General features: G+C 71.8%; 10 protein-coding genes. 1 reads left to right on the top strand and 9 read right to left on the bottom strand.

The window, feature by feature from the left end; genetic code table 11:
• Positions 1-65 precede the first annotated feature (65 nt).
• Positions 66-1,097 carry a GNAT family N-acetyltransferase gene (locus ACZ4AA_RS09980; RefSeq protein ID WP_467598372.1) on the bottom strand — a complete coding sequence of 344 codons (1,032 nt, stop codon included), beginning with the start codon at positions 1,095-1,097 and terminating at the stop codon, positions 66-68.
• A gap of 346 nt (positions 1,098-1,443) precedes the next feature.
• Between ACZ4AA_RS09980 and ACZ4AA_RS09975 the strand changes: the two genes are divergently transcribed.
• Positions 1,444-2,181: a methyltransferase domain-containing protein gene (locus tag ACZ4AA_RS09975; protein WP_467598370.1), complete on the top strand. Its 738-nt coding sequence runs from the start codon at positions 1,444-1,446 to the stop codon at positions 2,179-2,181.
• On the opposite strand, the gene ACZ4AA_RS09970 is transcribed toward ACZ4AA_RS09975, so the two are convergent.
• The 8 genes from ACZ4AA_RS09970 to xylB all read right to left on the bottom strand — a co-directional run bounded on the left by ACZ4AA_RS09970 (position 2,178) and on the right by xylB (position 12,395).
• On the bottom strand, positions 2,178-3,410 hold the full coding sequence (locus ACZ4AA_RS09970) for a metallophosphoesterase (protein ID WP_467598367.1): 1,233 nt from the start codon (positions 3,408-3,410) through the stop codon (positions 2,178-2,180). The genes ACZ4AA_RS09975 and ACZ4AA_RS09970 overlap by 4 nt on opposite strands.
• Before the next feature lie 198 nt (positions 3,411-3,608).
• Positions 3,609-5,132 (bottom strand): acetaldehyde dehydrogenase ExaC, encoded by a 1,524-nt coding sequence (gene exaC / locus ACZ4AA_RS09965; RefSeq protein ID WP_467598364.1) that lies wholly within the window; start codon positions 5,130-5,132, stop codon positions 3,609-3,611.
• Between the two features lie 291 nt (positions 5,133-5,423).
• The gene (locus ACZ4AA_RS09960; RefSeq protein ID WP_467598361.1) at positions 5,424-6,761 is read right to left on the bottom strand and encodes a winged helix-turn-helix domain-containing protein; all 1,338 of its coding nucleotides are present in this window, start codon (positions 6,759-6,761) and stop codon (positions 5,424-5,426) included.
• Positions 6,762-6,859: 98 nt separating this feature from the next.
• The gene (locus ACZ4AA_RS09955) at positions 6,860-7,459 is read right to left on the bottom strand and encodes an N-acetylmuramoyl-L-alanine amidase (RefSeq protein WP_467598358.1); all 600 of its coding nucleotides are present in this window, start codon (positions 7,457-7,459) and stop codon (positions 6,860-6,862) included.
• A gap of 430 nt (positions 7,460-7,889) precedes the next feature.
• Positions 7,890-8,903 carry an acetamidase/formamidase family protein gene (locus ACZ4AA_RS09950; RefSeq protein WP_467598355.1) on the bottom strand — a complete coding sequence of 338 codons (1,014 nt, stop codon included), beginning with the start codon at positions 8,901-8,903 and terminating at the stop codon, positions 7,890-7,892.
• Entirely contained in the window at positions 8,900-9,148 is a 249-nt protein-coding gene (locus ACZ4AA_RS09945; protein ID WP_467598353.1) for a hypothetical protein, read from the bottom strand. Before ACZ4AA_RS09945 ends, ACZ4AA_RS09950 begins: the two co-directional genes overlap by 4 nt.
• Before the next feature lie 369 nt (positions 9,149-9,517).
• The gene (locus ACZ4AA_RS09940; protein WP_467598351.1) at positions 9,518-10,726 is read right to left on the bottom strand and encodes an ROK family protein; all 1,209 of its coding nucleotides are present in this window, start codon (positions 10,724-10,726) and stop codon (positions 9,518-9,520) included.
• A gap of 223 nt (positions 10,727-10,949) precedes the next feature.
• Positions 10,950-12,395, bottom strand: a complete 1,446-nt coding sequence (xylB, locus tag ACZ4AA_RS09935; RefSeq protein WP_467598349.1) for a xylulokinase — start codon at positions 12,393-12,395, stop codon at positions 10,950-10,952.
• Positions 12,396-12,511 lie beyond the last annotated feature (116 nt).

Raw genomic sequence — 12,511 nt, 5'->3', positions numbered from 1 at the left:
CCGGGGTGGGGCCTCTCGGCGGGACGGTGCGTTGCCCGGGCCGGGCCTTCCGGTGGGACCGGCTGTCACTCGTCCTTGAAGCCGATGAGACGCTTGACCGCACCCCGCAGGAGCTGATCGCCCGCCGTCAGGGGAAGCACTTCCCTGCGGTAGCCGAACGACGGGTGGCCGCGAGCGCCGAGCCGTTCCTTGAAGACGCTGACCGAGGACTCGGGCGCAGAGTCGCCGAAGTGGTAGAAGCGGCAGCCGGCGGCGCAGGCGTCCTCGATGGCGAGCTTGTGCAGCAGTGTGGTGGCGCGGATCGGATGCGCCAGTTCCTTGACCATGCCGCTCCGCCAGTACTTGGCGTGAGGCCCGTGGTGGAGCACCATGATGGCCGCCACCGGCTGACCTTCGTACGAGGCCAGCCACACGGCGCAGGACTCCGCGAACGTCTCGGCGACGGCCTGGAACTTGCGCAGCGGATCGATCCGGTTCCTGCGCCAGCGGGCGAGCGCCAACGGCTCGTTCGCCTGCTGCGCCCACCGCGCGATCGAGTGCTGGTAGAGCGCGTAGAAGGCCGGCACCAGGCGCCCGGTGCGGTCGACCTCCACGTCGACCCCTGCCTTCTCGGCCTTGCGCACCGCCGTTCTGACCGATCCCTTGAACTGGCCCCAGACGTCTCCGAAGCCGCCGCCGAGCTCCAGGACGTACGTCGTGTGGGGCAAGGTGGTGAAGCCGGACGGCACCGAGGACCGCCACACCGGGTCCGCGCTCGGCCCGAAGCGTACGGACACGCGATTCGCGGGAAGCCGGGCCAGATCCTCGAAGACGGCGCGCGCGTGCCGCGGGGCGGGTGCCTCGGCTGCGACCGGCCCTCCGATGCCCCACTCGGAGGGCCACGCGTCCTGGGCGATCAGACGGGCGGGCCAACCGCGTCGGCGGGCCAGCGGCACCACGAGCCCGCCGGAACCGCCGAACTCGTAGAAGCGACTGGCGTCGTCGTAGGAATCCGTCGCGCAGATGCAGTCCAGCCAGCCAGGGGTCTGGGTGATCAGTGCCTCGTCGCTCTCGTCTACCAGACGCTGCCACACATCCCGGGGCGCCGGAGACGTCACGCGGACAGGGCCCCGGATCGACGAGGTTCGAGAGCCCGAAAAGCGCATGGCGCCAGTTCCTCCCGCGTCGCGGACGGTTGGGCGGTGCGGACCTTCTCCCACCAAGGGTGCTCTGCCGCCCACCGGGCCGCACCTCGGGCAGGGGCACCGGCCGTTCGGCTCGGCAAGGCCGAATCGGGCGTCATCAACAGGGTCGGATCAGCTCACATCGAAAGGGCCAAATTGTGGGAGATTGCCAAGAAAGGTACTGTTTTGTTGCTCTGACATGGCACTACGAGCGACCACATATCGCCAGTCGATAGAGGTATCCGTGGACCAGTTGGCCGGAACTCAGACCTCCACGCGCATGGTGCGCCTCCATCAGCGATTCCCCTCGCTCCGGTTCCTGCACGACGCGCGCCGCGTGATCGACGACGGGATCGATCAGTTCCGGCTCAAGCTCGACGCGCTGCCGGACGGCGTCTACCAGCCGGTCCCCGGCATCCGCGTCCGTAAGGCCAAACGATCCGTCGGTACGGGGTCGCGCTGGGCGGCGATGGAACCGCTCGTCGAGCGGCTCGGCGTGGAGAGCGCGCTGGACGTGGGCGCGAACGTCGGCTACTTCCCGATCAGGCTCGGCCAGCGCGGCATTCCCTCCGTCGCCCTGGAGGCCGACCCGAAATGCGTCCGGACGGCGATGACGGCCGTGCGCCGGAACGGGCTCGACAACGTGGCGGTGATGAGCCTCGAGTTCCGGCCCGACACGTTCGGGCTGCTGCCGGCGACGGACTGCACCCTCCTGCTGTCCCTGTGGCACCACCTCGTACGGGAGTTGGGCCTCGACACCGCCACTCAGCTGCTGCGGGGACTCTGGACCCGGACCGGCAAGGTGATGTTCTTCGACAGCGGCGAGGACGAGATGCCCGGGTCGTTCGGGCTGCCGCGCATGGTGCCGACGCCCGATGCCTGGCTGACGGAGTACCTGGAGAAGAACTGCGCGGGCGGCCGGGTCGAACACCTCGGCCGTCACCGCGCGTTCGACGCCGACGGCCTCCCCACGGACCGGGCGCTCTTCGCCGTGATCCGGGAGACGTCCGACGCCTAGCGCCCGGTGCTTCTACGGCGAGGTGGGCGTGTCGGGGAGCGCAGCACGAGCAGGGTGATCTCGCTGGGGGCGAAGATGCGGAACGGCGGGCCCCAGAATCCGGTGCCGCGGCTGGTGTAGAGGAGGGTACGGGCGCCGTGGCGGCTGAGGCCGGCGACGGTGGGCTGGTCGATGCGGACCAGGTGGTGGAAGGGCCAGATCTGGCCGCCGTGGGTGTGGCCGGAGAGCTGGAGGTCGATACCGGCGGCCGCCGCCCGGTCGACGAACTTGGGCTGGTGTGCCAAGAGCAGGACGGGCAGATCGGGGTCGGCGCCGTTCAGGGCTCCGTCGAGATGGGCGCGATGGCCCTCCAGACCGGAGGACTCGGCGGTGACGTCGTCCACGCCGGCGACCACGAGGGTGTCGCCCCCGCGTTCCAGCAGCAGATGGCGGTTGCGCAGCGGCTCCCAGCCAAGCTCGTCCATCAGGTCGACCCAGCCCTGGGCCTCGCTGTAGTACTCGTGGTTGCCGGTGACGTACACACGGGCCCGGGTGGCCTTCACGGTGCCGAGCGGGGTGGCCTGGGCGCGACGGCGTTCGGCCGTGCCGTCCGCTATGTCGCCGGTGTGGCAGACCAGGTCGGCTTCCAGGGTGTTCACCGTCTCGCACACCCGTTCCGACCAGCGGGCGCGATCGAGCGGTCCGTAGTGGGTGTCGGTGATGAGGGCGACCCGGGTGCCGTCCAACCCGGCACCCAGCCGGGGGAGCCGCACGTCGAGGCGGCGCACCCGGGGCACGCGGCGTGCCTCGGCGTATCCCCAGCCGAGCAGGACGGCGGTGACACCGAGGACGGCCCACGTGACGATCCGGGCCCGGTCCTGACTCTCGCCCACCCCGGCCAGGGTCAGGGCGAGCCGCAACAGGACGCCGAGCAGGACGGACCAGGTGAACAGGACCCAGCTCGCGCCCAGCAGGGTGTCACCGACGATCGCCAACCGGTCCTGCTGACGGCGGCCGTGACCGCGCACCATCGCGAGCGGCATACCGACGAGACCGAGGACGAACAGGGCGGTACCGGCGAGCGTGACGGGCAACGCCCAGTGCTGGCCCGTGTACAGCAGCACCCAGCAGGGCACGGCCCACAGCAGAACGGGCGCGATCAGCGGGATGAAGCGCATCAGACGGTGCAGCCGGCTCGGCCGCTCCCGCGCTTCGCTGTCGGCGGGACGGGTGTTGCTGGTGTCGGTCACGCTTCCCCTCTCTGACCGGACTGCCGTCCCGCGCACTGTATCCGGTCGCCCCCGGGCCGACCGGACGGGTGTTCAAGGGATGCTTCGCGGTCGCGCTGTCCGAGCCGCGACGGCGTGTCCGCGCAGAGTGGTTCCCCTGTCGGCCGCCCGGAGCGCGAGGGAGCCTCCGGGCAACCGACTCGGGGGTCTGTCGGGGGTCTAGAAGAAGCCCAGCTTCTTCGGCGAGTAGCTCACCAGCAGGTTCTTCGTCTGCTGGTAGTGCTCCAGCATCATCTTGTGGTTCTCCCGGCCGATGCCGGACTGCTTGTAGCCGCCGAACGCCGCATGCGCCGGATACGCGTGGTAGCAGTTCGTCCAGACGCGGCCGGCCTGGATGGAACGTCCGGCCCTGTAGGCGGTGTTGATGTCCCGCGTCCAGACACCGGCGCCGAGCCCGTACAGCGTGTCGTTCGCGATCTTGATGGCGTCGTCGAAGTCGTCGAAGGACGTCACCGAGACGACCGGGCCGAAGATCTCCTCCTGGAAGATACGCATCCGGTTGTCGCCCTCGAAGATCGTCGGCTGGACGTAGTAGCCGCCCTTCAACTCCCCGTCGTGCTCGATGCGTTCACCACCCGTGAGGACCTTGGCGCCCTCCTGCCGGCCGATGTCCAGGTAGGAGAGGATCTTCTCCAGCTGGTCGTTGGACGCCTGGGCGCCGATCATCGTGTCCGTGTCGAGCGGGTGGCCGGGCTTGATGAGCTCGGTGCGGGCGACCGCCGCCTCCATGAACTCGCGGTAGTGCCCGCGCTGGACGAGGGCGCGCGAGGGGCAGGTGCACACCTCGCCCTGGTTGAGCGCGAACATCGTGAAGCCTTCGAGCGCCTTGTCGCGGAAGTCGTCGTTCTGTGCCCACACGTCGTCGAAGAAGATGTTCGGGGACTTCCCGCCCAGCTCCAGCGTGACCGGCTTGATGTTCTCCGAGGCGTACTGCATGATCAGCCGCCCCGTGGTGGTCTCACCCGTGAACGCGACCTTCGCCACTCGCGGGCTGGAGGCCAGCGGCTTGCCCGCCTCCACGCCGAAGCCGTTGACGATGTTCACCACACCCGGCGGGATCAGGTCCGAGATCAGGCTCATCAGGTAGTGGATGGACGCCGGTGTCTGCTCGGCCGGCTTGATGACGACCGCGTTGCCCGCCGCCAGCGCCGGGGCCAGCTTCCACACCGCCATCAGGATGGGGAAGTTCCACGGAATGATCTGCGCGACCACACCCAGCGGCTCGTGGAAGTGGTACGCGACGGTGTCGTCGTCGACCTCGCTGAGCGCGCCCTCCTGAGCACGGATCGCCCCCGCGAAATAGCGGAAGTGGTCGATCGCGAGCGGGATGTCGGCCGCCAGCGTCTCGCGGACCGGCTTGCCGTTCTCCCAGGTCTCGGCGACCGCAAGCTTCTCCAGGTTCGCCTCCATCCGGTCGGCGATCTTGAGCAGGACGTCGGCGCGGGCGGTCACGGAGGTGCGCCCCCACGCGGGTGCCGCCGCGTGGGCCGCGTCCAGCGCGCGCTCCACGTCCTCGGCGGTGCCTCGCGCGACCTCCGTGAACGGCTGCCCGTTCAACGGGCTCGGGTTCTCGAAGTACTGCCCACGAGCCGGCGCCACGTACTCTCCGCCGATGAAGTGGTCGTACCGCGCCTGGTAGGAGACGATCGCGCCCTCGCTGCCGGGCGCCGCGTAACGGGTCATGCTGGTTGCCTCCCGGGGAAGCGCCGCCCGCCGTTGGGCAGCTCTCGCCGCGAGGCTAGGAACGCGGACGTTGCAACGACGTTGCGCGCCCCCACGACCGACATCCAGCGACCACGGCCCCGATGGACAACCGCCGCGCCGCCGTGGCCGTGCAGCCGTGCCGCCGTACAGCCGTACAGCCGTAGCGCCGTGCAGCCGCGCCGCCGCGCCGCTGTCAGTGACGGGTGGCCGTCGGCCTCGTAGCCGCTGCCCGACGGGTCCGCCGGCGGGGAGCGAGATCACCCCAGGGCGTCAGCGCGGCCGCTGCCGGACCCGGACGTCGCGCGCGGAGTGCGCCCATCCCGCCGGTGCGCCCTGCTCGGACTCCAGCTCGGCCAAGCGAGCGTGCACGGCCGCCGCTGGACGCAGCGCGGACAGCGCCCGCCAGACGTCCAGGTCGTCCTCGCCCCAGGGCGCACGGGCCCAGTCGGCCAGCAGGTCGGGGTCCCGCCGGGCGATGATCGCGGTCCGCAGCCCGTCGGCGAGCCTTCGCCGCAGCTGCACCACCGCCGGCGCCGTCGAACCCGGCAGCAACGGACCCGCGTACACCGCCGCGGCCGCCGTCACCGCGCCGGTCCCGAGCCGCCGCTCCACCACCGCCGCGTCGGACTCCACCGGCCGGGTGAGCCGGTAGGGGCGCGAACCCAGCAGGCCCGGACCGAGGATCCTGCGCAGCCGCGCCAGTTCGGCCCGCAGCGTCACGGGCGTCACCGACTCGTCCTCGTACAGCGCGCACTGCAACTCGTCACCGGTCAGGCCTTCCGGATGCCGGGCCAGCAGCATGAGGATCTCGCTGTGTCTGCGGCTGAGCCTGATCTTCCGCCCGTCCGCGACCAGTTGGGCCTCGTCACGCCCGAGCACGGTCAGTTCGAGGGAGTCGGACAGGGCCCGCGGCGGCGCGAGCAACGCCAGATGGGCCTCGGCGGCCCGCGCCACCGCCTGGACGAAGCCGAGGCTGTGCGGATGCGCGAGCCCGTCCCCGCCGGTGATGTCCACCGCGCCGAGCACCCGCCCCGTCCGCGGATCGTGCACGGGAGCCGCCGCGCACGTCCAGGGCTGCACACGCCGGATGAAGTGCTCGGCCGCGAACACCTGCACCGGCCGGTCGACGGCGACCGCCGTGCCCGGCGCGTTCGTCCCGACCGCCGACTCCGACCACCGGGCGCCCGGCACGAAGTTCATCCGTCCGGCCTCCCGCCGTGTCCCCGGATGGCCCTCCACCCACAGGAGCCTGCCCTGCGCGTCGCACACGGCCAGAAGGTGCTCCCCGTCCGCCGCGAACGTCCCCATGAGCTCCCGGAACAGGGGCATCACTCGCGCGAGCGGATGCTCCGCCCGGTAGGAACCGAGCTCCCCGTCCATGAGCTCCACCCTCGCGGTGCCCTCCGGGACGACGCCGGCCCGAGCCGACCGCCGCCACGAATCCGCCACCACGTCACGCACCGGCCGCGGCACCGTGCCGGCCTCGGTGAACGACTCGTACGCGCGGTGCATCAGCCGACCCCGCTCGGCGGGATCGGTCCCCGGTTCCAGGGCCACCCAAGGATCGGTCAACTCGGCCTCCCGGAAGGCGATGCGACTGGGTCCCATCGTCACTCCCGGTGCGGGCCTGGACAACCCGTGTGACGCTCCCCTTCCGCCCGGTGCCTCGCGGCGCCCCGCTCGGGCCGCCGCGAGGCCGCCGCAGGTCAGGCGAAGTTGACGAGTCGGATGTACCGCGTCCAGTCCCAGTTCGGCCCGGGATCGGTGTGATCGGTGCCCGGCACCTCGTAGTGACCGAGGATGTGGGCGCGGTCCTTCGGGATCCCGTACTGGTCGCAGATCGAGGCGGTGAGCTTGGCCGACTCCTCGTACAGGGCGTCGGTGAAGTAGGCGGGCCGGTCCACCCAGCCCTCGTGCTCGATGCCGATGCTTCTGGTGTTGTAGTCCCAGTTGCCCGCGTGCCAGGCGACGTCGCGCTCCCTCACGCACTGGGTGACGTGGCCGTCGGCCGAACGCACGAGGTAGTGCGCGGACACCTTCTTCTGCGGATTCTGGAAGATGGACAAGGTCGTCACGTACGAGGCCTGGGTGACGTGGATGACCACATAGTCGAGTTCGTAGCTGTAGGGGCGGTCGGAGGCGGTGTAGTTGGAGCCGGTTGCCGGAATCCACTCGGCGCCCGGATAGTCGACGGCCGCCGATCGCGCGGACGCCTTGACGTCGGGGAGCAACGCGTAGGGGAGGGCCGCGAGGGCTGCTCCCTTGAGCAGCCGTCGGCGGCTCGGGAACGACCGTGCTCGCTCCATGGAGAGTTGGCCTTTCGTAGTGGGAGGGGGGAGGTGGGAGGGGAGGGAGTAGGTGTGTGGTGGAGGGTGGAGGGTGGGAGGCGGACCGGAATCCGCAGTCTGGAGCCCGGAGCCCGGAGCCCGGAGCTCGCAGCCCGCAGCCCGGAGCCCTGGATGTCGGAGGGTGCCGGAAGCGGAGCACACCGGTCTTGCGCCTGCCGCGTCTGGCAGCGGACGCTTGACCGCCGTGACCGCCGTGACCGCCGTGACCGCCGTGACCGCCGTGACCGCCGTGACCGCCGTGACAGCGTTGCCCCGTTGCCCCGTTGCCCCGTTGCCCCGTTGCCCCGTTGCCCCGTTGCCCCGTTGCCCCGTTGCCCCGTTGCCCTGTGGGTCGTGCAGTCGTGCAGTCGTGCGGTCACGAGGGCCTGGGTGGCCGCGTGTCGCGTGGTCAGTGCCGAAGTGCCGTGGCCGTGTCGCGCAGTCGGGTGTGGAGCCCGCGATGGGTCTCACGCGCGGGCAGCCATTCCTTGCGTAGCTTGGCGACGCATGTGTAGTTGGTGTCGCAGACGTTCGCGACGGGTGACTCGACCGTCTGTGTCGCGAACTGGTACGCGTCCAGCTCGCTGAACCCGTAGTCGCGCACCAGCCACTGAACGAGGTCGAGCTGGGATATCCGGAAGGCGTCCTCCAGCGGGCGGGCCGAGCCGGTCGAGATGATGTGGGTGTCGGACTCGATGCGCGGCCAAGGGGTGACGATTCCCTTGAGGAGTTCGACGATCACCACCGTGTTCATCGCGCACTCGACGGCGACTCCGCAGGTCTCGCCCTCTCCCTGGCGCGCGTGCCCGTCGCCGAGGCTGAGCAGGGCGCCTTCGACGTTCACCCCGAGATAGCAGGTCACTCCGGCGCGCATCTCCGGCGTGTCCATGTTGCCGCCGTGCGCGTCGGGGACCAGTGCCGAGCGCACCTCCAGATTGGCCGGCGCGACACCCACGGTGCCGTGCATCGGATCCAGCGGCAGTTCGATCCGGAGGTCGCTGTCCCGCGCGCTGAACAGGGCGGTCCGCCGCTCCTGGTCGAGCTGCCAGATCCACACCGTCTCCGGCAGTGGCGGCTGGAGGGACGCCGTGGTGTGGGTGGAGGTCAGCGCGCCGAACAGGGGGACGGTCGTCGACGCCGCCCAGTCTCGGGCTGGTTCGATCGAGACGAAGTGGACCGCGACCGTGTCACCCGGCTCCGCTCCCTCGACGTGGAAGGGCCCGGTCTGCGGATTGAGGAACGGGAACTCGCAGACCTCGGAGACCAAGTCCTTCTCGGAGCGCACCCGTCCGGCGAAGCAGTCCTCGGTGTAGAGATCGAGCACGGTGCCCGGCGCGATGCGTGCCACGGGCGGCGCACCGCCGAACGTCCAGGCGAACTCGCCCGGCGACGGGCGCACGGTCAGGATCCGGGTGTCGCTCATGGCTGCACGGCTCCGCTCTGTGAAGGGGCGGGGGTCGAGGTCTCGTCGAGGTGGACACGGGCGGTCGCGGCTATGCGCTCCGGGTGGCGGCGCAGCAGGAAGATCAATATCACGGCACCGGCCGACATCCAGGCACCCACGATCGGCCCGGCGTACGACAGGGGTGGGATCAGCTCGGTCACGAAGTCGAGGACCGGCGGACCCGCCGCCTCGCGCCGCAGACCCGGAACCGTCTCCGCCCCCATCCGAACCCCCCGATCCGACCCGAACACAGCCACCGGCAGGACGGCTGCGCCTCGCGTGAATTACGTTACGGCGTTTGCCGGTTGAGCAGGAAGGGCCGGACGCGAGTCCGTGGACGGCCGGCGAACTGTGGACAACTCGATCACCCACACGTGGGAACGTCCTCCGCACGAACCGTGCGACGCGCACCCCGCACCCCGCACCCCGCTCGGCGAACCGCGATCCGCGAGCGGCGAACCGCCGAGCGCAACCGCGAACCGCCAAGCATTGACCCGCAGACCCGCAGACCCGCAGACCCGCAGACCCGCAGACCCGCAGACCCGCAGACCCGCAGACCCGCAGACCCGCAGACCCGCAGACCCGCCGTCCGCCTAGGACCGGCCGCCCACCGCCGCCGGATCGTCGAGCACCGCGCGCACCACCGAATGCGCCGCACCGAGCAACGGCCCCTCGGATCCCAGAAGCGAGACGGAAACGGGACAGGCCGGGCCTGCCGTCCGGCGCGCCAGCTCGCCCTCCAGCGAGGGGAGCAGCCAGGGCGCGAGTCCGGCGAGGGCGCCGCCGAGCACGACCGTCTCGGGGTCCAGGAGATTGACCGCCCCGGTCAGGGCGATGCCGAGCGCGGTGCCCGCGTCGTGCAGGGCACGGCGTACCCCGGGATCGCCCTCGGCGGCGAGCCGGGACAGCAGCCCGACCCGGTCCTCGCCCGGTTCGAGGCCGGCGGCCCGCAGTACGGCCTCCTCTCCCGCGTACTGTTCGAGGCATCCGCGTCCGCCGCACGGGCACTCCGGCCCGTCCGGACGCACCGGGACGTGCCCCAGTTCGCCCGCGAAACCACGGGTCCCGCGCATCAGCCGACCGTCCACCAGCACGGCGGCACCGATGCCGATCTCCGCGGACACATGCAGGAAGTCACGCGGGGTCGTCTCACGGAGCCAGAGTTCCGCGAGGCCGCCGAAGTTGGCTTCGTTGTCCACGGTCAGGGGCCACTCGGCGGGCAGCAGCTCACCGAGGTCGGTGTCGTGCCAGTCGAGGTTCGGGGCCTGGACCACGGTCCGGGCGTCACGGGCCACGAGTCCGGGGACCGCGACGGCGAGACCGGCGGGCCAGAGACCTTCCCGGTCGGCGTCCGCGACGACCTGACGTACGAGGGCGGTCAGTTCCTCGATCACCGGGCCGGCCGGCCGACCCCGGTTCGTGCCGTGGCGCACGGCGCGGGCCCGTACGGCGCCCCGCAGATCGACGGCGCACACGGCGAGATGGTCGACGCCCACCTCCGCGCCGATCCCGGCGGGGCCGTGCCCGCTGACCGCGAGCGCCGAGCCGGGCCGTCCCACTCTGCCCGGCCGCTCGGGCCCCAGTTCTTCGAGGAGTCCTGCGCGGATCAGCTCGTCGACGAGGGTGGACACGGCCGCCCGGGTCAGACCGATGTGGGAGGCGACGGCGGCACGCGACAACGGTCCCTCGTCGCTGACGGTGTGCATGACGCGGGAGAGATTGCGCCGGCGCATGCCCTGCTGGTTGTCGGGCAGCCGCCGGCCGGAACCGGCCGGATGGGACTCGTGCAGCGGTGCGGTCATGCTTCCGTCAGTCCTCGTCCGGCCGGTCCCGTCGGCCTGTCTCGGTGCCGGTGTCGGCCCCAGCGGGCGGTCCCGCGTCGAGGCGTGGGCCCGCATGGAGGGGTGGTCCCACGCCGAGAGGCGTTCCCGCGTCGAGCGGGCCCACCGGGCCGCCCCGGCCGGGTACCGCTCTCGCGGCACCCGGTGCCGTTCGTGAGTGCCAGGCCGGCGTGCCTGGTCATGGTCAGTTCCTGTTCGGCTCCCGTTCGAGCAGCGGGGCCGCGTCGGAGAGTACCCCGGTGATCCGGGCGAGCGTCTCCTCGTCCCGCTCCACGGCCTCGAACACCGGCCCTTGGGCCGTGCCCCAGCGCCTGGCCACCGCCGCCGGGTCCTCGCCCGTCAGCAGGCCCGCCGCCTGGGCGGCGGCGCCGAGCGCGACCAGTTCCTTCGCCTCGGGTACCTGCACGGGCCTGCCCGAGAGCCGGCGAACCGTCTGCTGCCAGGCCTTGCCCCGCGCCCCGCCGCCGATGAGCAGCAAGGGCTCCGAACGGTCCGCGTCCGCGTCCAGTACGAGGTCGAGGGCGCCCAGCAGGGAGTGCACGGCGCCGTCGTACGCGGCCTGGAGCAGCTGACCGCCCGTCGTGTCGTGCCGGAGTCCGTGCAGCAGGCCCGAGGCGTGCGGCAGGTTCGGTGTGCGCTCGCCGTCCAGGTAGGGGAGGAAGGTCACCGACGAGCCGGCCTCGACGGCCTCGCGGTCGAGGCCGAGCAGCGCGGCGAACCGGTCGACGGCCAGCGTGCAGTTCAGCGTGCAGGCGAGCGGGAGCCAGTCGCCGTGCGCGTCCGCGAAGCCCGCGACCGTGCCGGTCGGGTCGGTGGGCCGGTGTCGCGAGACGGCGTACACGGTCCCCGAGGTGCCGAGGCTCACCACCGGGGTGCCGGGGCGCAGCCCGAGGCCGAGGGCGGCGGCCGCGTTGTCCCCCGTTCCGGCCGCGACCAGGGTGCCCCTGGAGAACGGCAGCTCACCCCTGGCGTGCACCGTGCCGGCCACCTCGCCCGGCCGGACGACGCGGGGGAGCAGGGCGGGGTCAAGACCGATGTGGGCGAGGACCTCCTCGTCGTACGCCTCGGTCCCCGAGGCCCACCAGCCGGTGCCCGAGGCGTCGCCGCGGTCGGTGGTGCCCTGCCCGGTGAGCCGCTCGGTGAGGTAGTCGTGGGGCAGCCGGACGGCGGCGGTCGCCCGGACGGCGTCCGGCTCGTGCTCGGCCAGCCAGGCCCACTTCGTGGCCGTGAAGGAGGCGGCGGGCACGCTGCCGGTCCGCTCGGCCCAGGACTTCGATCCGCCGAGCTCCTCGACGAGGCGACGGGCCTGCGGCGCCGAGCGCACGTCGTTCCAGAGCAGGGCGGGCCGTACGGGTTCGCCGTGGGCGTCCAGCGTCACCAGCCCGTGCTGCTGCCCGCCGATCGACACCGCCGCGGCCTCGTGGGCGGCGTCACCGCACTGGCGCAGCGCTTCGCAGAGCGCGTCCCACCACTGACGGGGGTCGCTCTCGCGCCCCGCCCCGGTGGAGACGGTGTGCGGCGCCTGTCCGCTCGCCACCACCTGTCCGGTCGACGCGTCGACGACCAGGGCCTTGGTGGACTGGGTGGACGAGTCCACCCCGACGACGAGCGGACCCTCGGCTGCTGACATCGGGCTCTCCCTCTTCCGCGGCTCCGCGGGATCTGTGCCGGTCACGGGCGTTTCCGGACCGTCGTGGCCCGGGTCCCGCAGTTCGTTCCTGGACCGATGTGACCAGGTTTCCTCCT

The sequence above is a fragment of the Streptomyces sp. NPDC024698 genome, from assembly GCF_055559015.1.
The sequence above is the reverse complement of the archived record's forward strand: the minus strand, read 5'-3'. Positions and strand labels throughout refer to the sequence as shown.

Coding starts and splice junctions, on each gene's coding strand:
- ACZ4AA_RS09975 (WP_467598370.1), top strand. CDS start 1,444: ATGGTGCGCCTCCATCAGCGATTCCCCTCGCTCCGGTTCCTGCACGAC.
- exaC (WP_467598364.1), bottom strand. CDS start 5,132: ATGACCCGTTACGCGGCGCCCGGCAGCGAGGGCGCGATCGTCTCCTAC.
- ACZ4AA_RS09960 (WP_467598361.1), bottom strand. CDS start 6,761: ATGGGACCCAGTCGCATCGCCTTCCGGGAGGCCGAGTTGACCGATCCT.
- ACZ4AA_RS09955 (WP_467598358.1), bottom strand. CDS start 7,459: ATGGAGCGAGCACGGTCGTTCCCGAGCCGCCGACGGCTGCTCAAGGGA.
- ACZ4AA_RS09950 (WP_467598355.1), bottom strand. CDS start 8,903: ATGAGCGACACCCGGATCCTGACCGTGCGCCCGTCGCCGGGCGAGTTC.
- ACZ4AA_RS09945 (WP_467598353.1), bottom strand. CDS start 9,148: ATGGGGGCGGAGACGGTTCCGGGTCTGCGGCGCGAGGCGGCGGGTCCG.
- ACZ4AA_RS09940 (WP_467598351.1), bottom strand. CDS start 10,726: ATGACCGCACCGCTGCACGAGTCCCATCCGGCCGGTTCCGGCCGGCGG.
- xylB (WP_467598349.1), bottom strand. CDS start 12,395: ATGTCAGCAGCCGAGGGTCCGCTCGTCGTCGGGGTGGACTCGTCCACC.